Origin of the sequence: Streptomyces sp. CB03238 (assembly GCF_002099185.1) — a bacterium.
Taxonomy (GTDB): Bacteria; Actinomycetota; Actinomycetes; order Streptomycetales; family Streptomycetaceae; genus Streptomyces.
The window spans coordinates 36,929-58,556 of the sequence record NZ_NBCN01000026.1; the positions used below are offsets into that span (position 1 = coordinate 36,929).

General features: G+C 73.1%; 19 protein-coding genes and 1 pseudogene. 8 read left to right on the top strand and 12 right to left on the bottom strand.

Going from position 1 to position 21,628, the window contains the following annotated elements; genetic code table 11:
• Positions 1-290: 290 nt before the first annotated feature.
• The 4 genes from BKD26_RS32905 to BKD26_RS32920 form a co-directional block, all read right to left on the bottom strand.
• The gene (locus BKD26_RS32905; protein ID WP_084905856.1) at positions 291-1,445 is read right to left on the bottom strand and encodes a glycosyltransferase; all 1,155 of its coding nucleotides are present in this window, start codon (positions 1,443-1,445) and stop codon (positions 291-293) included.
• Positions 1,442-2,572: a glycosyltransferase family 1 protein gene (locus BKD26_RS32910; RefSeq protein ID WP_084905858.1), complete on the bottom strand. Its 1,131-nt coding sequence runs from the start codon at positions 2,570-2,572 to the stop codon at positions 1,442-1,444. Before BKD26_RS32910 ends, BKD26_RS32905 begins: the two co-directional genes overlap by 4 nt.
• A gap of 100 nt (positions 2,573-2,672) precedes the next feature.
• A complete protein-coding gene (locus BKD26_RS32915) occupies positions 2,673-4,091 on the bottom strand; it encodes a hypothetical protein (protein ID WP_084905860.1) in 1,419 nt (472 codons plus the stop codon).
• Between the two features lie 249 nt (positions 4,092-4,340).
• Positions 4,341-4,733, bottom strand: coding sequence for an ankyrin repeat domain-containing protein (locus BKD26_RS32920; RefSeq protein ID WP_084905862.1), 393 nt, complete (start codon positions 4,731-4,733; stop codon positions 4,341-4,343).
• A 341-nt stretch (positions 4,734-5,074) separates the two neighbouring features.
• Between BKD26_RS32920 and BKD26_RS32925 the strand changes: the two genes are divergently transcribed.
• Together BKD26_RS32925 and BKD26_RS32930 are read left to right on the top strand one after the other, a co-directional pair.
• Positions 5,075-5,269, top strand: coding sequence for a hypothetical protein (locus BKD26_RS32925; protein ID WP_073757949.1), 195 nt, complete (start codon positions 5,075-5,077; stop codon positions 5,267-5,269).
• Positions 5,270-5,390: 121 nt separating this feature from the next.
• Positions 5,391-7,115, top strand: coding sequence for a hypothetical protein (locus tag BKD26_RS32930; protein WP_107418082.1), 1,725 nt, complete (start codon positions 5,391-5,393; stop codon positions 7,113-7,115).
• 41 nt (positions 7,116-7,156) lie between these two features.
• Here BKD26_RS32930 and BKD26_RS32935 read toward each other — a convergent pair whose 3' ends face one another.
• The gene (locus tag BKD26_RS32935; RefSeq protein WP_107418079.1) at positions 7,157-8,659 is read right to left on the bottom strand and encodes a PLP-dependent aminotransferase family protein; all 1,503 of its coding nucleotides are present in this window, start codon (positions 8,657-8,659) and stop codon (positions 7,157-7,159) included.
• 101 nt (positions 8,660-8,760) lie between these two features.
• On the opposite strand from BKD26_RS32935, the gene BKD26_RS32940 reads away from it, so the two are divergent.
• The 4 genes from BKD26_RS32940 (at position 8,761) to BKD26_RS32955 (ending at position 12,247) form a co-directional block, all read left to right on the top strand.
• Positions 8,761-9,450 carry a hypothetical protein gene (locus BKD26_RS32940; RefSeq protein ID WP_084905866.1) on the top strand — a complete coding sequence of 230 codons (690 nt, stop codon included), beginning with the start codon at positions 8,761-8,763 and terminating at the stop codon, positions 9,448-9,450.
• Positions 9,447-10,214 (top strand): glycerophosphodiester phosphodiesterase family protein, encoded by a 768-nt coding sequence (locus BKD26_RS32945; protein ID WP_084905868.1) that lies wholly within the window; start codon positions 9,447-9,449, stop codon positions 10,212-10,214. The genes BKD26_RS32940 and BKD26_RS32945 overlap by 4 nt, the downstream gene beginning before the upstream one ends.
• Before the next feature lie 44 nt (positions 10,215-10,258).
• Positions 10,259-11,617, top strand: a complete 1,359-nt coding sequence (locus BKD26_RS32950) for an MFS transporter (RefSeq protein ID WP_084905870.1) — start codon at positions 10,259-10,261, stop codon at positions 11,615-11,617.
• Between the two features lie 255 nt (positions 11,618-11,872).
• A complete protein-coding gene (locus tag BKD26_RS32955) occupies positions 11,873-12,247 on the top strand; it encodes an RNA polymerase-binding protein RbpA (protein ID WP_026278069.1) in 375 nt (124 codons plus the stop codon).
• 94 nt (positions 12,248-12,341) lie between these two features.
• On the opposite strand, the gene fxsA is transcribed toward BKD26_RS32955, so the two are convergent.
• The 4 genes and pseudogenes from fxsA to BKD26_RS32975 all read right to left on the bottom strand — a co-directional run bounded on the left by fxsA (position 12,342) and on the right by BKD26_RS32975 (position 16,755).
• Entirely contained in the window at positions 12,342-12,944 is a 603-nt protein-coding gene (gene fxsA, locus BKD26_RS32960) for an FxsA family membrane protein (RefSeq protein ID WP_084905872.1), read from the bottom strand.
• 418 nt (positions 12,945-13,362) lie between these two features.
• A pseudogene (locus tag BKD26_RS32965) lies at positions 13,363-14,124 on the bottom strand (polyprenol monophosphomannose synthase); the annotation flags it as partial.
• A gap of 542 nt (positions 14,125-14,666) precedes the next feature.
• Entirely contained in the window at positions 14,667-16,292 is a 1,626-nt protein-coding gene (locus tag BKD26_RS32970) for an amidohydrolase (RefSeq protein WP_084905874.1), read from the bottom strand.
• A 22-nt stretch (positions 16,293-16,314) separates the two neighbouring features.
• The gene (locus BKD26_RS32975; protein WP_084905876.1) at positions 16,315-16,755 is read right to left on the bottom strand and encodes an Lrp/AsnC family transcriptional regulator; all 441 of its coding nucleotides are present in this window, start codon (positions 16,753-16,755) and stop codon (positions 16,315-16,317) included.
• A gap of 204 nt (positions 16,756-16,959) precedes the next feature.
• Here BKD26_RS32975 and BKD26_RS32980 point away from each other — a divergent pair, with 204 nt between their 5' ends.
• Positions 16,960-17,358, top strand: coding sequence for a hypothetical protein (locus tag BKD26_RS32980; protein WP_084905878.1), 399 nt, complete (start codon positions 16,960-16,962; stop codon positions 17,356-17,358).
• 33 nt (positions 17,359-17,391) lie between these two features.
• On the opposite strand, the gene BKD26_RS32985 is transcribed toward BKD26_RS32980, so the two are convergent.
• Together BKD26_RS32985 and BKD26_RS32990 are read right to left on the bottom strand one after the other, a co-directional pair.
• Positions 17,392-18,486: a phosphotransferase family protein gene (locus BKD26_RS32985; protein WP_084905880.1), complete on the bottom strand. Its 1,095-nt coding sequence runs from the start codon at positions 18,484-18,486 to the stop codon at positions 17,392-17,394.
• Positions 18,487-18,598: 112 nt separating this feature from the next.
• On the bottom strand, positions 18,599-19,675 hold the full coding sequence (locus tag BKD26_RS32990; protein ID WP_084905977.1) for a hypothetical protein: 1,077 nt from the start codon (positions 19,673-19,675) through the stop codon (positions 18,599-18,601).
• A gap of 289 nt (positions 19,676-19,964) precedes the next feature.
• Between BKD26_RS32990 and BKD26_RS32995 the strand changes: the two genes are divergently transcribed.
• A complete protein-coding gene (locus BKD26_RS32995) occupies positions 19,965-20,213 on the top strand; it encodes a hypothetical protein (RefSeq protein ID WP_084905979.1) in 249 nt (82 codons plus the stop codon).
• Here BKD26_RS32995 and BKD26_RS33000 read toward each other — a convergent pair.
• On the bottom strand, positions 20,176-21,348 hold the full coding sequence (locus tag BKD26_RS33000) for an acyl-CoA dehydrogenase family protein (RefSeq protein ID WP_084905882.1): 1,173 nt from the start codon (positions 21,346-21,348) through the stop codon (positions 20,176-20,178). The genes BKD26_RS32995 and BKD26_RS33000 overlap by 38 nt on opposite strands.
• Positions 21,349-21,628 lie beyond the last annotated feature (280 nt).

Here is a 21,628-nt window from a genome sequence, read left to right on the forward strand (position 1 = left end):
CGTCGCCCCGGCGCGCGTGGGACCGGGACCGGGCCTGAGTCCGTGTCCGAGTCCGCCCACCGTCCCGTGCTCGTCGGCGTTCCCGTCACCGGCCGACGGCGCCTCCCGCTCGGGCCGCGCTTCCGCCGGGACCCGGAGCCCATCGGGCGGGCCGGGTCTCCGGACCGGGCCGGGAAGCGGCGCCACGCGCGCGTGGAGCGCCTGCGGCAGCGGGACCTCTGTAGCGGCGCCTTGCGTGGCGTCCGTGGCGAGGCCCTCGGGCGAGTCGGAAGCGGGGACCGTCACGGTGGTCATGCCGGGACCTCCGGTCCGGGGGTGCGGGCCGGGTGTACGGGGGCGTCGTGGGCCGTGAGAAACGCCGCCACCGCCCGGTCCCAGCCGAAGAGTTCCGCCCGCGCGCGGGCCGCGGCGCGGCGGCGCTCCTCGGGACGGGCGAGGACGTCCGTCACGGCGTCGGCGAACGCGGCCGGCGTGTCCTGGGCGGCCGCGCCGGCGTCTCCGATGACCTCGGGGAGCGCGGAGGTGGCACTCGCGACGACCGGGGTACCGGAGGCCAGCGCTTCCAGGGCGGACAAGCCGAACGTCTCCGCCGGTCCCGGCGCCAGGCACAGGTCCGCCGACGCCTGGAGGGCGGCCAACTGCTCGCGGTCCGGGACGTGCCCGAGGAACCGTACGGGAAGCCCCCGCGCCCGCCGCTCCAGGCCGGCGCGCAGTGGCCCGTCCCCGGCGACCATCAGCGCCGCCCGGACGCCCCGTGCGCGCAGCTCCGCGAGGGCCTCCAGGGCCGTGCCGGGCCGCTTCTCGACCGACAGCCGTGAGCAGAGCAGGAGCAGCACGTCGGCTCCTGGCGGCGCGTACCGGGCACGTAGGGCGGCGCTGCGCCTGCCGGGCCCGAACCGGCGCAGGTCCACACCGAGCGGCGCGCGCACCACGTTGCGTGCCCCGATCCGTACGAACTCGCGCTCCGCCCACTCGGTGGTGCACACGATCCGGGTGTACGCCCACGCGCTGCGGCGGTTGAGCCGGTCGGCCGCCCGCGCGGCCAGGCCGGACGGCATTCCCCAGGTACGCAGGACCCCGTCCGCCGTCTCGTGGGACACCATCACGGCGGGCACCCTGGCGCGCCGGGCCCACTCGCCCGTCCAGCGCAGGGTGGTGCGGTCGGAGACCTCCAGACGGTCGGGGTCCAGCTCCTCCAGGAGCCGCCGCAGCCGCCGCCGGTCGGCCAGGGCGCGGTAGCCGCCCGTACCGGGCAGGACGGGCCCGGGCAGGGTGATGACGCGGCCCTGCGGGGTGATCCGGTCGCTGTCGTCCTCACCCGGCATCACCAGGACGGGTTCGTGACCGGCGGCGAGATAGCCGCGCCCGAGTTCGTCGAGCGCGGTGCGCAGTCCACCGGACGAGGGGGTGACGAAGTTCGTCAGCCGTACGATGCGCAGGCTCATGCCGCCACCACCGTCCGCTCGCCCAGCACCTCGCCGTAGTGGGCGATGAGCTGGTCGCCCACGGCGGCCCAGGTCCTGTCCTGGACCGCGGTCCGCGCGGCGCGCCCGTACGCGGCCCGCAGGGCGGGGTCGGCGGCCAGGGCGGTCACGGCGGTACGCAGGGCACCCGTGTCGTGCGGGGGCACAAGGAGGCCGGTCCGGCCGTGGCCGACCAGGTCCAGGGGCCCGCCGGCGGCCGGGGCGATCACCGGTACTCCGCTGGCCATCGCTTCCTGGACGGTCTGGCAGAACGTCTCATAGGGGCCGGTGTGCGCGAACACGTCCAGGGAGGCGAAGATCCGGGCGAGTTCGTCACCCGTACGGCGCCCCAGGAAGACCGCGCCGGGCAGGGCGGCCCGCAGCGTGCCCTCGCTCGGCCCGTCGCCGACGACGACCACGCGTACGCCGGGCAGGCCGCAGGCCCCGGCCAGGAGCTCCACCCGCTTCTCAGGCGCGAGCCGCCCCACGTACCCGACGAGCACCTCCCCGCCGGGCGCAAGCTCCCGGCGGAGCGCCGCGTCCCGCAGGTCGGGGCGGAAGCGCAGGGTGTCGACGCCGCGCGGCCAGAGCCGTACCCGCGCCACGCCGTGTTCCTCCAGGTCCCGGACGGCGGCCGTGGAGGGGGCGAGGGTCCGGTCGGCCGCGCCGTGCACGGCGCGCAGCCGCCGCCATGCGGCGCCCTCGCCCGCCCCCATGTAGGTGCGGGCGTAGCCGGCGAGGTCGGTCTGGTAGATCGCGACGGCCGGCAGCCCGAGCCGCGTGGCGGCCGCCATGCCGCGGACGCCGAGCACGAAGGGGCTCGCCAGGTGGACGAGGTCGGCCCGGTGGGCGGCGATCGCGGCGGCCACCCGCCTGCTGGGCAGCGCCACCCGGACCTGGGGGTAGCCGGGCAGCGGCAGGGAGGGGACGCGTACGACCGGACAGGGGGCGTCCGCGTCGGAGGTGCCCGCGGGGACGGAGGGTACGGCCGGGGCTATGACGAGCGGGTCATGGCCACGTGCGGCGAGGTGCCGGGCGGTCTGCAGGGCGCAGTGCGCCACACCGTTGATGTCGGGAGGGAAGGATTCGGTGACGATGACGACACGCATACGGGTGTTGTCGTCGCGCCCGGCGTGGCTCCGCCGACTTGGATCTTTCCGTGCGGGGAACGTCCCATGAGCGTTTGCCCGCACGCGCCCCCGCGCGGCGTCAGATCGCGGGCAGGTCCGGTCCGATCCTGCTCCGTACGGCGGTCTGCACCTCGTCCTCCTCGGCAGGGTCGGCGGCGAGGCGGCGCAGCCGCTCGGCCACGCGTACGTCACCGGTCTCGGCGTGCAGTGCGGCGATCTCCCTGGTGGTCTCCTCGCAGTCCCAGAGGCACTCGACGGCGAAGCCGGTCGGGAAGGAGGGGTCCGTGGCGGCGAGGGCGCGGGCTGTGCGCCCGCGCAGCTGGGAGGAGGCGGTTTCGCGGTAGATGTGGCGCAGTACGGGTGCGGCGCAGCCGACGCCCAGCCTGCCCGTGCCGTCGACGAGCGCGTAGAGCGACGGCGCGTCGGGCCCGTCGGCCCGTACCGCCTCGCGCAGCGCGCCCAGCACGAGCCCCGCGTCGCGAGCGTCGCCCCGGCAGGCGAGGACGCCCGCCGCGGAGGCGCCGAGCGCGTCGGGCCGGTGCACCCAGCCCCGCGCGCGGTCGACGGCCTCGTCGCCGCACATGCGCTCGAAGGCGGCGACGGCGGCTTCGGCGACGGTACGGGAGTCGCCGGCCGCCGCGGCCTCGATGAGGTCGAGCACGGCGGGGTCGCGCGCTTCGGCGAGGTAGTGCAGGGCGGCGCAGCGGGCGCCGTCCGGGCCGCCGCGGGCCGCCTCGACGATCAGCGAGCGGTCGTCGGGGCCGGCGACGGCGGTCAGGCAACGCGCGGCCGGCACATGGAGCGGGGAGCCGCGGTCGAGGCCCTCCTGGGCCCACTCGAAGACGGCCTGCACGCTCCAGCCGGGGCGGGGCCCGGTGGGGCGCAGCTGGCGCTGCCAGCGGTCGAACGAGCCCTGTTCCCGGGCCGCGCGCACGCGGCCGCCGATCGTGTCCCGCTGGTCCTCGGCCCACAGCCGCCACGGGCGCGGCTCGAAGGCGTCCCGTACGGCGGCGGCCAGCTCGGCGTCGCCCTCCGGGGTGGCGGGGAACCTGGCCAGGATCGGGGCGGCGAGGCCGCGCAGCGCGGAGTCGTCGTCGCGCAGGGCGAGCTCGTCGAGGGCCCAGGCCCAGTTGGCTCCGGTCGTGGCGTACCTGCGCAGCAGGACGAGGGCGTCCCCGCGGCCGTACGCGGCGAGGTGGCCGAGGACGGCGAGGGCGAGCCCGGTGCGTGACTCCTCGGTGTCGAGGATGTCCTCGGCGCCGAACAGGTGGGCCTCGATCTCCTCGAGTCCGCCGTGCAGATCCAGGTAGAGGCGTGCGTAGTAGAGGGAGCGGTTCTCGACCTGCCAGTCCTGGCGGGGGTCGTGGAGAACACAGTGGTTGAGGGCCGCGAGGGCTTCCGCCCGTGGCGCGGCGAGCGCGTGCAGCGTGCCGTCGCCGCGACCCCTCTGCAGCAGGCCGAGCAGGGTACCGCTCGGCGCTATGACTGGATCGAACATGGAAAATGCCTCACATCAAGCTGTCGACGCACCCGGAGAACACCGGGGATCCCGGGGTGACCGGGGAACGGTGATGACCTAGGCCGCGCAGCAACATGTGGAGCCGCCCGTCGTCTTCCGCTTGGTGTTGACCATCTTCCTCTGCCTCTCGTCGGTGGCCCCTTGCGGGCCCGACGTCATGATGACCCAGCCATTTCGCCACCGCGACCACATTTACGGCGCCACTCTCACCTGGCGTTCAGCACTCGTTCACCGGGACTCGAACAGCTCCAGGAGATGTGCCTTCCCAAACATCCTCGCGGTATCCGCCGCGGACGGAGTTCCGGCTTCCGGATCGGCGCCGGCGGCGAGGAGGGCGTGGACGATGGCGTCCTCGCCTTTGAAGACGGCTCCGGCGATCGGGGTCTGGCCCCGGTCGTTGACGCGGTTGGGGTCGGCACCGCGCTCGAGGAGGGCCGCCACCGCCTGCTCGTGGCCGTGGTAGGCGGCGAGCATCACCAGGGAGTCGCCCTTGTCGTTGGTGAGGTTCGGGGGCACACCGGCGTCGAGGTAGGCGGCGAGGGTGTCGGCGTCGCCCTGCCGTGCCAGATCGAAGACCTTGGACGCCAGCTCGATCACCTCGGGGTCCGGGGTTTCACTCATCGGACGTACCGCCTCTCACTTCGTTGACGCGCCATGGGCACATGGACGCGCGCGGCCACGACAGCCGCGTTGACCTGCAGGGACCCGGTTGTACCGGTACGCACGGCGAGGGCCGCCGTACGAGTGAACCGACAGGGTACTGCCCGGGCGCGCACATGACCCGGCCCGGCGGTGGCAAGGGATGTGCCGCGGTCGGCGGACGGGCCGCCACGCGGGCACCATGTCCGCCAGTCAAGTGAAAAGAGCATAATTTCACCCATTTGCATCTTTTATCACATAGATACTTGCTGTGAGGCTGGAAGTACTGAAGGTGACTGTCCCCTCACCCAGGAGATCCCCTCATGATCCTGTCCATCTCAGGCGTGGTACTGCTCGGCATCATCGTCTTCCTCTTCTTCAGGAAGGACGGGCTCAAGGCCTCCCACGCCCTCGTCTGCGCACTCTTCGGCTTCTACCTCGCGGGTACCGCGATCGCACCCAGCATCACGGCGGGCGGCGCGAGCCTGGCCAGCCTGCTGGGCGGGATCAAGTTCTGACGCCCAGCGGCCCCTTCCACGACTTCAGGATCAGGAGTACGACGTGGCCCGGCGCCCCCTTCTGCGCATCCCGAACCTTCCGAGCATTCCGAGCAGCCGGAGCATCCGGAGCGTCCGCAGTATCCGGAGCCTTCCGAGCAGCGCCGGTGCCCGGATCGCCCGCGGTCGGGAGATCGCACGGACGGCGGCCGACGGCGCCACGGACGTCCTCCATCCGCTGATCACGATCACCCGTGGCCTGCGGAAGCTGGCCGGGGCCGGGCGTGCCAAGTGGGCCGCGACCCCCAAGGAACGGCGCGGTCCCGCGCTGTTCCTGGTCGCGGCCTGCGTGCTGGTCGTCGCGCTCATCCCCTACGGGCCGATGCTGGCCCTGGTGTCGCTGATGGGCGCGGCGGCCTGGCAGGGGCGCAAACGCCCGGCCGTGAGGACGGGGCCCGACGAAGCGGAGGCCGAGCGGCTGCGGGCGCTGTACGAGGCGCTGGTGCCGTACTTCTCCGTCCCGGAGGACCCGAGCCCGCTGTTCACCCATGGCGGCGACTGGGCGAAGGCCTTCAGCGACTTCGCGTTCGACGGGGACGGGCGGCCGACGCGGCTGCGGATCACCTACCCGGCGTACTTCACCGATGGCGAAGCCGCGTCCCGGGCGAGGATCGAGCAACTGCTGCACACCAAGTCCGGGCGGGGCCGGGAGTACCTCTTCGACTGGGACGAAGAGGGAAACCAGCTCCTTATGCGGGTGCTCGCGCCGCTCTCCACCGAGGTGGCCGCCCAGCGTTTCGTCACCGTACCGGGCGAGACGGTGCTGGGTTTCACGGACCCCGAGGCGGTGCAGCGGACCGTCCCGGTGCGGGACGGGGACGAGTCGCGCGACGCGCCGCCCGTGGTGTGGCGCACGGGGCCGCGCTCGACGGAGCCGCACCTGCTGGCGGTCGGGCAGCCCGGCAGCGGCACCACCACACTGCTGCGGTCGGTCGCGCTCCAGGCGCTCCAGCACGGTGACGTACTGATCGTCGAGGGCAGCGGGACCGGGGAGTACGCCTGCCTCACCGGGCGCGCCGGCGTCCTGGCGGTCGAATGCGGGCTGGCCGGGGCGCTGGCGAGCCTGGAATGGGCGGCGCACGAGACCGAGCGGCGGCTGATCGCGGCGAACCGGGCCCGGCAGGCCGGGCACCCGGCGCCCGAGGACACCAGGCGGCCGCTGTGGATCCTGCTGGACCGGCCCAGCGTTCTCGGCCACCTGGCGGCGGCGGACGGGCGGACGGACCCGCAGTCGCTGCTCCAGGTCCCGCTGCGGCACGGCCGGGCGGCCCGTGTGACCGTGGTGGTGGCCGAGCAGTTCGACAGCCTGGACACGCTCAGCGAGGCGGTCTGGGCGCACACCCGCGCCAGGGTCGTGCTCGGGCCCGCCACAGCGGACCAGGTGCGGTGCGTCCTGGACGCCGCCCCGCACACCACCCCCACCCCATACGTCCCGCCCGGGCGCGGTTACGCCCGACTGGGCACGGGACCGGTGCTCCGGCTCCAGGTCCCGGCGACGCCCGACCCGTACGACGACGCGACGACGGAGGCGCACCGGCAGGCCGTCCTGGACCTGCTCCCGGAGCGCCACACGCCGCCCATGCCGCCCGGGCCGGCCGCGCCACCGGCCGTCGCCGTCGAGCCCGGCCCGGACGCGGCCGGGCTGCCGGCCGCCCCGGGGCCCGACCAGAACGGCCCGCTCCCCGGGCCCGCGCTCGGTCCCGCCCCGGGACCACAGCCGGCTCCGGACCCGGCTCCGGACCCGGCGTCGGCCCCGGCACCGGGCTCCCCGGCCGGCCGCCCGCAGGCCGCGCCGGCCGGCGGCTGAACCAGCGGTCTACGCCCGCCCCCTACACCTACGCCCGCCCCCTACGCCACGAACGTCCTCGGCGCCTCGCCCGAACCGGCGCTCGCGCCCGCCTTCACCAGCCGCGCCGCCGCAGCCAGCCGTACCGCGGCCTCGTCGGCGACCGGGCCGGCGACGGTGAACGGCAGCCTTACGTACCCCTCGAAGGCACCGTCCACACCGAAGCGCGGCCCCGAAGGCACCCGTACGCCGACCCGTTCGCCGACCTCGGCCAGCCGGGAGCCGGACAGGCCGCCGGTGCGCACCCACAGGGTCAGGCCGCCGCGCGGGACGTCGAACTCCCAGTCGGGCAGCTCCCGGCGTACCGCGGCGACCAGCGCGTCACGGTTCTCCCGCGCCTGGGCACGCCGCAGGGCGACCGCCTCCTCCCAGCCGCCGGTGCGCATCAGCCAGTTGACGCCGAGCTGCTCCAGTACGGGCGTCCCGAGGTCGGCGTACGCGCGGGCGGCGACCAGCGAGCGGATCACGTCGGGCGCCGCCCGCACCCACCCGATGCGCATGCCCGCCCAGAAGGCCTTGCTCGCCGAACCGACGGTGAGCACGGTGCTCCCGGCCGGGTCGAAGGCGCACACCGGCCGGGGCATGTCGAGCCCCTCCTCCAGGTACAGCTCGGTCATGGTCTCGTCGACGACGAGCACCGTCCCGGCCGAGCGGGACGCGTCGACCAGAGCCCGCCGCCGGTCCTCGTCCGCGAGGGCGCCGGTCGGGTTGTGGAAGTCAGCGACGACGTACGCGAGCCGGGGCGCGGCGTCCCGCAGTACCTGACGCCAGCGCGCGATGTCCCAGCCCTCCAGCCCCTCCGCCATCGCGACGGGCACCAGGCGGGCGCCGGCCTCCCGCATCAGCTGGAGGATGTTGGCGTACGACGGCGACTCCACGGCGATGCGTTCACCGCGACCGGCGAACAGATGGCAGATGGCGTCGATCGCGCCCATCGCGCCGGTCGTCACCATGATCTGCTCGGGCATCGTCGGGATGCCCCGTTCCGTGTACCGGTCGGCGAGCATCTGCCGCAGTGCGGGCAGACCGGCCGGGTAGTCCCCGTGGGTGTGGGCGTAGGGCGGCAGCTCTTCGAGGGCGCCCTGGAAGCCACGGGTGAGCCATGGCTCGGGCGCGGGCAGGGAGGCGCAGCCCAGGTCGATCATGGAGCCGAGGGACTCCGGGGGCAGCGGTTCGAGGCCGCGTGCGGGCAGCGGGTTCCCGGCGGGCACGGCCGTCCAGCTCCCGGCGCCCCGGCGAGACTCCAGGAACCCTTCGGCGCGCAGCGCCTCGTACGCGGCGGCGACCGTCGTACGGCTCACGGACAGGGCGAGGGCCAGCTCCCGCTCGGCGGGGAGCCGGGCGGCGACCGGGACACGCCCCTCCAGCACCAGCAGCCTGACGCCGTCGGCGAGCGCGCGGTAGGCGGGTGGCTTGCGGGTGCCGGGGCCGGCCGGCCGGGGCTGCTGCGCTTTCAGCTGCCGGGCAAGCTGGGCGGGGCCCACTGCCGAAGTCCATTCAGCCATGGAATTCAGTCCACCTTCCTCGAATTGGACCTGGTTGGAGTCCAAATCCCCGCCACAGAGTGACATGAGTCAGTCCACCACCACCACTTCGGGGGCACAACGTGTCGACGACGTCCGGCACACCGGATACGCGTTCGCACCGCACGCAGCGCCGGCTCGGCCGTCGGCTGCTCCAGCTCTACAGCGGCCTGACCCTGTACGGCGTGAGTTCGGCCCTGCTCGTCCGCAGCGGTCTCGGTCTGGAGCCGTGGAACGTCCTGCACCAGGGCCTGGCCGAGCTGACCGGCCTGACGATCGGTGTCGTCTCGATCGTCGTCGGCGCCGCCGTGCTCCTCCTGTGGATCCCGATCAGGCAGAGGCCGGGCCTGGGCACCGTCTCCAACGTGTTCGTCGTCGGTGTCGCGATGGACGCCACCCTCTGGCTCGTCCCGGACGCGCGAGGACTGTTCGCGCGGATCTCCCTGATGGTCGCCGGAATCCTCCTCAATGGGGTGGCCACCGGCCTCTATATCGCCGCCCGCTTCGGCCCTGGCCCGCGCGACGGGCTGATGACGGGCCTGCACCGGCTCACCGGCCGCTCCGTCCGTCTGGTCCGCACGACGATCGAGGTCACCGTCGTCACCGGCGGATTCCTCCTGGGCGGCTCCCTCGGGGTGGGGACCCTGCTGTACGCCCTGGCGATCGGCCCGCTCGCGCAGTTCTTCCTGCGTGTCTTCGCCATCACCGGTCCGGGCGGCGGCAGCACCGTGGTCGCTTCCGGGAAACCCGGGCAGGCCATACTGCGGCGGTGACTCGCGTACGCCATCCCTATCTGGACCACCCGTCCCCCCTCATACCCTTCGCCCATCGCGGCGGGGCGGCGGACGGGCTGGAGAACACGGTGGCCGCCTTCCGGCGCGCCGCCACGGCCGGTTACCGCTACTTCGAGACGGACGTGCACACCACCGCCGACGGCCGGCTGGTCGCGTTCCACGACGCCACGCTGGACCGCGTGACGGACTCCCGCGGCCGGATCCGGGACCTGCCGTGGAGCGTGGTGCGGCAGGCGCGGGTGGCGGGCAAGGAGCCACTGCCGCTCTTCGAGGAGCTGCTGGAGGAGTTCCCGGACGCCCGCTGGAACGTGGACATCAAGGCGGAGCCCGCCCTGGAACCGCTCGTCGAGGTCGTGCGCATGGCGGACGCCTGGGACCGGGTGTGCGTCGGCTCGTTCAACGAGGGCCGGGTGGCCAGGGCGCTGCGGCTCGCGGGCCCGCGCCTGGCGACCTCGTACGGGGTGCGAGGGGTGCTGGGCCTGCGGCTGCGTTCGTACGGGATCCCGGCGGCGCTGCGCGCGGGCGCGGTGGCGGCTCAGGTGCCGGAGGCCCAGAGCGGGATCCGGGTGGTGGACCGGCGCTTCGTGAGGACCGCGCACGAACGGGGGCTCCAGGTGCATGTGTGGACCGTGAACGATCCGGACCGGATGGCCGCGCTGCTCGACCTCGGGGTGGATGGCATCATGACCGATCATCTGGAGACGTTGCGCACGGTACTGACCGACCGGGGTGTCTGGGTCTGAACGTGCCCCCGTCTCCCACCACGGGGACGAACGAGGGGGCGGGCGTGAGCGACGCCGAAACCGCCGACAGGACCGCCGGTGAAGCCGGACCGCCCGACCGCCGGCGCGAGCAACGCGGCTGGTATTTCTACGACTTCGCGTGCTCCGTCTACTCCACGAGCGTGCTGACGGTGTTCGTCGGCCCGTATCTGACATCGGTCGCCAAGGCCGCCGCGGACGCCGACGGATTTGTGCACCCCCTCGGAATCCCGATCCGCGCGGGATCGGTTTTCGCGTACGCGGTGTCCCTTTCCGTCATCCTGGCGGTGCTGGTGATGCCGCTGGCGGGGGCGGCGGCCGACCGTACGGGACGCAAGAAACCGCTCCTGGCGGCGGCCGCGTACCTGGGGGCGGCCGCGACGGCGGGCATGTTCTTCCTGGACGGGGACCGCTATCTCCTGGGCGCCTTCCTCCTGATTGTGGCGAACGCCTCACTAGCGGTGTCCATGGCGCTGTACAACGCCTATCTGCCGCAGATCGCCGAGCCGGAGGAGCGCGACGCCGTGTCCTCGCGCGGGTGGGCGTTCGGCTATACGTCGGGTGCGCTCGTCCTCCTCCTGGACCTGGCCCTGTACACAGGCCATGAGTCGTTCGGGCTCTCCGAATCGGAGGCGGTACGGATCTGCCTGGCCTCGGCCGGGCTGTGGTGGGGCGCCTTCACCCTCGTACCGCTGCGGCGGTTGCGTGACCGGAAGGTGGCGCCCGGAGGCGAGGGCGCGGTCGGTTCGGGCTGGCGTCAGTTGCTGGCGACGCTGCGCGACATGCGCCGGCATCCGCTGACGCTCTCCTTCCTCCTCGCCTATCTCGTCTACAACGACGGCGTACAGACGGTGATTTCACAGGCGTCCATCTATGGCTCCGAGGAGCTGGGCCTGGAGCAGACCACTCTCATCACGGCCGTGCTGCTGGTGCAGGTGCTGGCGGTCGCGGGGGCGCTGGGCATGGGGCGGCTGGCGCGTACGTACGGCGCGAAGCGCACGATCCTCGGTTCGCTGGCCGTGTGGGCGCTGATCCTCGCGGGCGGGTATGTCCTGCCGGCCGGGGCGCCGGTGTGGTTCTACGCGCTGGCGGCGGCGATCGGGCTGGTTCTGGGCGGCAGCCAGGCGCTGTCGCGTTCGCTGTTCTCGCACCTCGTGCCGCGCGGCAAGGAGGCCGAGTACTTTTCGGCGTACGAGATGAGCGACCGCGGGCTGAGCTGGCTGGGACCCCTGGTGTTCGGGCTGGGGTACCAGCTGACCGGCAGCTACCGGGACGCCATCCTCTCGCTCGTGATCTTCTTCGTGCTCGGGTTCGTCCTTCTGGCGCGGATACCCGTTCGCCGCGCGGTGGCCGCCGCGGGCAACCCGGTGCCGGACCGGATTTAGACGCGGAAGTGAAAGGCCGGTAGTGTACGCCTTTGGCCTGCCAGGCGGACCGTTACTGCGTGCTCTGTAAGCAAAGACGCTGGGTGACATCTGCTGCCAGATGTGACAAACCGGGCACTGGTGGGTACAAAAAGGGGCGGCACGACGGGCGACGCATGACCCGCAACGGGAATCTTTACCGCCGACCGGACGTTGACCGGATGACGACGACAGCGACACCTGTCCTGTGGGCGACAAGCCCGGGAGGCACGATTCATGAGTGAGCGAGCTCTTCGCGGCACGCGCCTCGTGGTGACCAGCTACGAGACCGACCGCGGCATCGATCTGGCCCCGCGCCAGGCGGTGGAGTACGCATGCGAGAAGGGGCATCGGTTCGAGATGCCGTTCTCGGTCGAGGCGGAGATCCCGCCGGAGTGGGAGTGCAAGGTCTGCGGAAGCCAGGCACTCCTCGTTGACGGGGACGGCCCCGAGGAGAAGAAGGGCAAGCCGGCGCGTACGCACTGGGACATGCTCATGGAGCGGCGCACCCGCGAGGAGCTCGAGGAAGTGCTGGCCGAGAGGCTGGCGGTCCTGCGTTCCGGCGCCATGAACATCGCCGTGCATCCGCGCGACAGCCGGAAGTCCGCGTAAGCGCACAACACGGGCGTGAGCGCCTGGAGCACAAAGCCGCGGGGCGGCGGTACACCTGGTGTACCGCCGCCCCGCGGCTTTTGCGTCAGCGGGGTCAGCGGGTCAGTGGCGGGCGGGGACCCTCGTCGTCGTACGGACCCGGCCGACCGGGTGAGTCGTCGCGGATGACCTCACCCTGCACGACCTTGCCGTCGGGGCGGTGCATACGAGCCTGCTGGAAGGCGTCGCCCAGGGAACCGTAACCGGGCGCGGCCACGGCCCGCATACGCCGCTCCAGGGCCCTCTCCGCGTACCGCCCGGCCATGGCGCGCACGCCGGGGACGAGGAGCAGCAGGCCCGCCACGTCGGAGATGAGGCCCGGCAGCATCAGCAGCAGCCCGCCCAGCATCAGGAACCCGTTTCCGGTGCTCGCCCGGTCGGAAGCGGGCGAGGGCACCGCGCCCGGGCCCTGCTGTTGTTGCTGGAGCGTCTCGGTCAGCGCACGGAAGGCCCGCCGCCCCGCACGCTTGATCACCACGGCCCCGAGCACGCCACCGCCGACGAGCAGGGCGAGCACGGTGAATCCGCCGGCCGCGCCCGCCACGAGGGTCAGCAGCCAGATCTCGAGAACCAGCCAGGCGGCGATGGCGAGAGGAACGAGGGTGCGGGCGCGTGAGCGCCGTTTCGGGGCGAGAGGAGGCGGTGCGCCGGTCATCATGCTCCCAGTGTGCCTGGGAGCACGCCAGGACGGCGTAAAGGGCCGATCAGGCCGGATCCGAGGCCCCGAGGCCCCGGAGGGGGCGGCGGGACCGACGAGCTCAACGAGCGGAGGCTCCCTAGTTGCCGGACGAGCCCGACGAGCCCGAGGCCCCGGACGTGCCCGACGGGTCGGACGAGCCCGAGGCCTCGGAGGGGGCCGCGGGATCGGCGGTGTCCGACGTGGTCGGCGAGCCTGAGGAGTCTGCGGCCCCGGAGGTGCCGGACGAGCCCGACGGGGCCGAGGCCCCGGAGGGGGCTGAGGACTCGGAGGAGCCCGACGGGGCCGAGGGTCCGGACGAGCCGGACGAGGCGGAGGAGTCCGAGGGGCCGGACGAGCCCGACGTGCTCGGCGGGGCCGAGGGGCCGGGGGCAGTCGCGGGTTTGCGGCCGAGGAGGCGGCCGGCGCGGGAGCCGACGCCCCATGCGGTGACCCGCCACAGCGCCTCGACGACGATGTCCCGGCTCATCTTGGAGTCGCCGAGCTCCCGCTCGACGAAGGTGATGGGCACCTCGACGACGTGGTACCCGGCGGCGACGGCGCGGCGGGCGAGGTCGACCTGGAAGCAGTACCCCTGGGACGCGACCTCGTCGAGCCCGAGGCCCTCCAGGGTCTCCTTGCGGAAGGCGCGGAAGCCGCCGGTGACGTCCCGGATGGGGACGTCCAGGAGGAGGCGCGAGTAGGTGCTGCCGCCCCGGGAGAGGAACTCGCGGGACTTGGGCCAGTTGACGACCCGGCCGCCGGGCACCCAGCGGGAGCCGAGAACGAGGTCGGCGCCCTTGAGGGCGGTCAGCAGCCGGGGCAGTTCCTCGGGCTGGTGGGAGCCGTCGGCGTCCATCTCGACGAGGACGCCGTAGCCGTGCTCGATGCCCCAGCGGAAGCCCGCCAGGTAGGCGGCGCCGAGCCCCTCCTTGCCCTTGCGGTGCAGGACGTGGACGTGGTCGTCCCCGGCGGCCAGTTCGTCGGCCAGCTTGCCGGTGCCGTCCGGGCTGTTGTCGTCGGCGACGAGGACGTCGACATCGGGCACGGCGGCGCGCACCCGGGACACGATCGGCTTGATGTTCTCGGCCTCGTTGTAGGTCGGGATGATCACCAAGGCTCTGCCGAGCGGGCCGTAGCGCCTCTGGCCACCGTCGTTCACTGCTGCCCCTTACGTCCGTACACGGATCACCACCATAGCGAGCCCCGGGTGGAGCCCGTCGCGGCGGCGGTACGGAAAGGGGCCTGACAGGCAGGAACCGGCACAGGCGCGAGTGGGGGCCCGACGTCCTTCGGGCCGACCTGGGGCCCGCTGGCTGCGGGTCGACCGAGAGCCGTTGTCTACTGAACGTGCGGGCCCCACCCGGGTCGCACCTCCCCCGAGCTCCTGTGGAGCAGGCGGGGACCTCCAGCCGGCAAAAACCTTCCCTCGCCCCCGAGGCGCGGGCGCTGGACCTGGCTCCCAGTGGTGGTGCGCCGGTGCGGCACACCGCCCCATGACCCAGCGGCGGTCGACGACTGCGTGAAGGTCGACCCGGTCGGACGTCCTGTGGTGGACCCGGCCGAACCTACCGGCCGCCGACCGCTCGCTGTCAACAGTCGCCCCACCTGCGGCGATTGACAGAAACAGCAGGTCAGAGGGGAAGATCCGCAGGTCGCGGGCGACCCTCCGGGCCCATGGCGCGGATGCGGAATGTCCTTACGTCACTCGTTCGGTCGTACGAAGACCGTGCGTCCGGAGACGACGGTCCGCAGGCAGACGGGCAGGTCGACACCGGGGGTGAGATCGGGCAGGCCGGGCGTCCCGGAGCGCGGGTCGGTGGACCAGCGGGCGACGCGGTCGTCGGGCGCCTGGACGACCAGGTCGTCGGCGCGCCAGACCGCGTAGTCGGCGGGAGCCCCCGGTACGAGGGTCCCCGCGTCGTCCCGGCCGGTGGCCCGCCAGCCGCCCCGCGTGTGGGCCGTGAAGCCCGCCCGTACCGAGATCCGGTGCTCCGGGGTGCGGTGGAAGGCGGCGGCCCGGACGGTGCCCCAGGGATCCAGCGGGGTGACGGGGCTGTCGGAGCCGAAGGCCAGGGGTACGCCGGCGCGCAGCATGGCGGCGTACGGGTTGAGCGTGCGCGCCCGCCCGGCGCCCAGGCGCTGGGCGTACATGCCGTCCTCGCCGCCCCAGGCGGCGTCGAAGGCGGGCTGTACGGAGGCGGTGAGGCCGAGTTCGGCGAAGGCGGCGATGGTCTCGGGGGTGAGCATCTCGGCGTGCTCGACGCGGTGGCGGGCGGCGCGCACGCGGGCGAGGCCGAGCGTCTCGGCGGCCGCCCGTACGCCCTCGACGACCGTGCTGACGGCGGCGTCCCCGATGGCATGGAACCCGGCGTGGAGCCCGGCCTCGGTGCAGGCGGTGACGTGCGCGGCGACGGCGGCCGCGTCCAGGTGGGCGGTGCCGGTGTGCCCGGCGTCGGCGTACGGCTCGTGCAGGCACGCGGTGTGGGAGCCGAGGGAACCGTCGACGAAGAGGTCCCCGGCCGCGCCGATCGCGCCCAGCTCGCGGATGCGCCGGGCGTCCTTCTCCCCGGTCACGGCCTCGGCCCAGTAGCCGACGACCCGGGGGCCGGGCTCCTCGGCGGCGAGCGCCAGCAGGGCGGTGAAGTCGTCCTCGTCGGAGATCTCGGGGCCGGCGCACTCGTGGACGGTGCCGATGCCGAGGGAGGCGGCGCGGTGGAGCGCGGCGCGCTGGGCCTCGGCGCGCTGCCGGGGCGTGACGGCGGCGTGGGCGGCGGCCCGGACGGCGTGGTGGGCGGCGGCGGTGAGCGGCTGGTCCGGCCGGTACCCGGGCAGCTCGGTGACGCCCGGGACGAGGTCCAGGAGGGCGGTGGTGACGACCGCGGAGTGGACGTCGACACGCGGCAGGTAGAGCGGGCGCCCGCCGGTGGCCTCGTCGAGTTCGGTACGGGACGGAGGGCGCTGTTCCGGCCAGCGGGCGGCGTCCCAGCCGTGGCCGAGGAGGACGCGGTCGGCGGGTCGGGCGGCGCTGTGCGCCCGTACCCGCTCCAGGGCTTCGGCGAGCGTGCGCGCGCCCGACAGGTCGAGTCCGGTGAGGGCGAGCCCGGTGGCCGTGGTGTGGACGTGCGCGTCGGTGAAGGCGGGGGTCACCAGGGCGCCTTCGAGGTCGATCACCTCGTCCACGCCGGAGGCGAAGGCGTCGGCGGCGCCCTCGGATCCGACCCAGGCGACATGGCCTCGTTCGACGACCATCGCGGTGGCGAAGGGGTCGGCGGGGCTGTGGACGTCTCCACCGCGCAGGAGCACGGTGCGGTGTTCGCTCTCGGTCATGGTGACCAGCCTAGATACGTGCTTACACGCGTGGTGGCCGGGCCTCGTAGGGAGTGGACAGGACGACCGTCGTACGGGTGGAGACGCCGGACTGCGAACGGATCCGGGTGAGCAGGTGCTCCAGCTCCAGGGGGGTCGCCACCCGCACCTTGAGGATGTAGTTCTCCTCGCCGGCGACGCTGTGGCAGGCCTCGATCTCGGCGATGTCGGCGAGCCGGTCCGCGATGTCGTCGGGGGCGCTGGGGTCGAACGGTTTCACCGAGATGAACGCGGTCAGCGGCAGGCCGACCGCCTCGGGGTCGACGACGGCGGCGTAGCCGCGGATGACTCCGCGCTGCTCCAGGCGTCGGACGCGCTGATGCACCGCCGACGTGGACAGGCCCGTGGCCTTGCCCAGGTCGGTGTAGCTCATGCGCCCGTCCTTGACGAGCAACTCGACGATCTGACGATCCAGCTCCTCCATGCGGTCAACCTATTGCCCCCGGTGCCTCGCGGCACAGTCGGAGGCACCTCGGAGGGGCACCTGCGGGCGGCATGTGACGAAGACCACAGGTTTGCGGCCGGGGTCGGCCGTGACCGGATGGTTATTCGGCCGGGCGGAAGGGAATTGCTTGCTGTGGTCGAGGCCGCAAGAGCCTGGTCGGCCCACCCGAGGGGGAGATTCTCCATGCAGGAGCCTGTTGATTCGGTCGTATCCCACGAGGACGACGAACTCGACGCATATGACACTTTCGAGATGGTCCGGGTGATCTGCCCGGACTGCGCGCAGCCCATCGCGCTGCTGGCGGACGAGGATGTGCTGCCGGAGCACGCGCTGTGCCCCACGCCGTGGAACCCGTTCGTGCTGACGGTGTGCACCGGCACGGGGCGGGCGGCGTCGGACGCGCGCCCCGCCGACGAGTCGCTGGAGCTTCAGGAGCAGGACACCGCCCTGCTGCTGACCCTCCCGCAGGGGCTCGACTGGCGCACGCAGCCCTTCTCCCACGTGGGCGGCCCCGGCTCGCGGCCCATCAAGGTGCCGCGCCCGGCCCCCCGCCATGTGTCGCGGGTGCGCCGCGCGGCCTGACGCACCGCCTGACCCACCGTTCACCGGTACCGATCACCAGTAACGGTCCTGCACCATCGCCCTGAGCGTGCCGTGGTGCAGGATCAGGGTGTCCGGGTCGCCCGGCATGTCCGCCTCGCCGAAGTGCACCTGCCGGTAGGCGATGCGGAGCATCACGATGGCGTGGCGCAGGGCGGCGTAGAGGGTGTGGAAGTCCATGTCGCGCGGTCTGTGGCCGGTGAGTTCGGCATAGCGCCGCTCCACGGCGTCGCGGCGCAGGAAGTCCGGCAGACCCGGCTGGCCGAAGCTCACGGTCAGGTCCTGGAAGAACCGGTGCAGGTAGATGGTCCAGCCCAGGTCGACCTCGCGCGGGGCGCAGCCGGCCATTTCCCAGTCGAGCACGGCGGCGGGTTCGAAGCCGTCGTAGATGATGTTCCCGATCCGCGCGTCGCCCCAGTTGAGCACGGCCGGCCCTTCGTCGGCGGGCCAGGTGGCCTCCAGCCGGTCGAAGGCCGACTCGATCAGCGGCGAACGGGGCCGCCCGTCGGTCACCCAGGCGTAGTAGGCGCGTTGGGCCTCGACATGGCGGCGCAGCGGGCTGCCACCCCGGCCCGCCGGCATCAGGAACTCGGCCTCGGCCAGCGGGAATTGGTCATGGAGCCGGGCCAGCACGGAGACGCTGGCGGCTTCCAGCCGGGCGCGCTCGGCGTCGGTGGCGGCGTGCAGCCAGTTGCCTTCGTACGTGTACGGCATGACGTCCGGCGGTACGCGGCCTTCGGCGCGCGCCATGACGAAGAAGGGCGCGCCGAGCGGCGCGGTATCCCGCTCCAGCCACAGGACGCGGGGCACGGGGACGTCGGTGTGTTCCGCCACCAGACGCATCACGCGGTACTGCCGCGCCATGTCGTAGACGGGGAAGACCGTGTACGCGGCGGGGTCGGCCGCCAGGCGCAGCGCGCAGGCGCGGACGGGCGCGTGCGGGTGGTCGATGGTGAAGAGGAGCGTCTCGCTGGACATGCCGTTCGACGTCGGTACGGCGATGTCCGTGACGCGGGCGCCGGGCAGCCGGGTGCCGAGCCAGACGGTGAGGCGGCGGGCGAGTTCCCCGGGGTCGCGGGTGGTGGTGCGGGGGCGTGGCGCCGTGGTCATGACGGTGCTCCTCATTCCGGTACGGGGCGGGGGACACGGCTGCAAAACGCGCAAGCGAAAGCGGACGTCGTCGGGACCGGGGCCGGGGCCGGGGCCAGGCCCCGGGCCCGGGTCAGCGGTCGGGCAGCCGGCCGGCGACCGAGTCGTAGCCGGTGAAGCCGCTCGGGTCGTGTCGGCCGAAGCTTCCGTGTTCGAAGATCCCGTAGCCGGTGCGGCCGTCGAGGGTGAAGCGGGCGGCATGGTCGGTGACCCCGAAGGCGGCCACCGGATGGGCGGCCGGATCGGACAGGTCGTAGCCGCGCCGGTCGGTCCAGCCCCTGCCCTGCCAGGTTCCGTGCTGCCAGTCGGTCGCCGGGGGATAGCCGGCGCCCAGGGCGAGAGGGGAGGAGGTGAGGACGTCGACGCCGATCTCCAGGGGCTTGCGTGCGGGGTCGGTGAGGTGGATGACGGCTCGCTCGGGGTGGCGGGTTCCGGGGAGGTAGGTGATGTCGGTGTGGGACCGGCCGAGCTGGGTGTCGCGCCGGCCGTTGCGTACGAGGAGGGCTTCGTCGAGGCTGCGGTAGCCGTCGGCGTCCTCCTGGGCGATGACCATCACGAAACGGTCGTCGAACCGCATGGGGATCCAGAGCCAGTGGAAGCCCTCGGGGCGGAACTCGTCGGCGCGGCCCGGCTCCTCGCCGGGGATCGGGCGCACTCCCCAACTGCGGTCACGCGTTCCGGTCCACTCCCCCGCCGTCACGGGTATCTCCTCGCCGGCGACGCGGATGACACCGGTGCAGCTGCCGGCCTGGACGTAACGGCGGGCTTCGAGGGTGAGCCGGCCGCCGCGGCGCTGGGTGTGGTGCGGTTCCCAGACGGCGGGGAAGTCGGCGGTCCAGGTGATGTCGTACGAGAAGGAGTCGGGATCGGCCGGATCGGGGGCGCAGTGCAGGGTCAGGCGGCGCAGCGGTTCGTCGACGGTGATGCGCAGCGGGCCGACCGAGAGGGCGAGGCGGTCGTCGGTCAGGGCGTCGGAGGCGCGGACGGCGCGCAGCCGGTCTCCGGTGCGGAGGGTGGCGTACGCGTCGATGACTCCGGTGTTGGGATAGACGCCGAGACCGGTGATCAGCAGCGCCCGGCCCCGGTGGTCCAGGACGTGGAAGATGCAGCGGTCGTAGGCGTTGCGGTCACCGCTGATGTGGTGCTTCATCGACAGCGGCGCCTGGTGGACGGGGTACTCGTCGAGTGCGATCGGTCGGTCGTCGGACGACACGCTGACCTCCGGTGACGGCGACGGGATTTGACGGTACGTCAGTTACCGTGCGGTGGCCAGACGCGTGCCGGCACCGGGACCGGGTGGGCGGGGCGGGTAGCCCGGCGAACGGGCGCCCGAATCCGGAGGGGGGTGACCAGGCCGGACCGCCCGGCGTTGGCCGGGCATGACCTCGCTGCACTCGACGTACCCGACGTACTCGACGAGCGGCTACGGCCTGAGCCGCATGTTCCCGGGCTCGGAAGAATCGGTTCCGCAGCCCGTCGACCCGCCCATCTACCGGGCGCTGGTCCGCCACTGGGTGAGTAGCGGCAGGACCGTGCCGGGCCGCCGCGACCAGGAGTGGACCAGGCTCACGGCGGCTCCGGCATGGACGTTCCCCGGGGCGATCTCCGGGGCGATCTCCGGGGCGATCTCCGGCGAGATCCCCGGCCGGATCAGCGGCTCTCGGGGCCCACGATTCGACGGGCGATGACCATCCGCTGGATCTGGTTGGTACCCTCGACGATCTGCAGCACCTTGGCGTCGCGCATATAGCGCTCGACCGGGAAGTCGGTGGTGTAGCCGTAGCCGCCCAGCACCTGGACCGCGTCGGTGGTGACCTTCATCGCCGCGTCCGAGCAGAACAGCTTGGCCATCGCCGCCTCCCGGGAGAAGGGCCGGCCGGCGTCGCGCAGCCGGGCGGCGGCCAGGTACAGCGCACGCCCCGCCTCGATCTGGGTGGCCATGTCGGCCAGCATGAAGCGCAGCCCCTGGAAGTCGGCGATGGGACGGCCGAACTGCTGCCGCTGGGTCGCGTACGCGACGGCCTCGTCCAGCGCCGCCTGCGCGACGCCGACCGCGCACGCCGCGATGCCCAGACGGCCGGAGTCCAGCGCGGACAGGGCGATCGCGAAGCCCTGGCCCTCGTCGCCGATACGGCGCGCGTCGGGGACGCGTACGCCGTCGAAGTGCACCTGGGCGGTGGGCGAGCCCTTCATGCCCATCTTCTTCTCGGGCGCCGCGGCCGAGAGCCCCTCGGCGTCACCCGGCACCAGGAAGGCGGTGATGCCCCGGGCGCCCTCGCCGCCCGTCCGGGCCAGGACCGTGTAGAAGTCGGCGACCCCGCCGTGGGTGATCCACGCCTTCGTACCGGTGATGACCCAGTCGTCGCCGTCGCGGACCGCCTTGGTGTGCAGGGAGGCGGCGTCGGAGCCGGAGGAGGGCTCGGAGAGGCAGTACGCGCCGAGGAGGCCGCCGCTCAGCATGGCCGGCAGGTGCTCGGCCCGCTGCTCCTTGGTGCCGTACCCGGCCAGGGCATGGCAGGCCAGCGAGTGGACACTGGTGCCGAGGCCCACGGTGAGGCGGCAGGCGGCGAGCTCTTCGATCACCTGGAGGTAGACCTCGTACGGCTGGTCGCCGCCGCCGAAACCGGAGTCGTACGGCAGGCCGAGCAGGCCGGATTCGGAGAGCAGGGAGAAGACCTCGCGCGGGAAGCGGCCGGCGTCCTCCTCCTCCGCCGCGCGCGGAGCGATCTCCCGCTGGACGATGTCACGCACCAGGGCGATCAGATCCCTGGATTCCTCGGTGGGCAGCTGACGTTCCACCGGCTGCGGGGCGCGGTCGGGCATGGGGGCGCTCTCCTCCCTGTCGGGCGCTGCGGCGGGCGCGCGCGAATGGGTGGGCGGCGCCGCCGGGTCTCACTGCTTCGCCGATGCTGCCTTCCCGGATCACGGAACCGGCTGACCAGCGGCTGTGGCGGGTTGAGTATGCCCGATCGGGGGGCTCCCGTCACGGGGTGCCAGTGGTCGGTCCTTCACCCATGAGCCACTTACGGCCTTGGTACGCACCATTGACCGCAGTGGTCTAGTCCTTCTACGGTGCGGGATCAACGCCATGCCGCGTTCATGC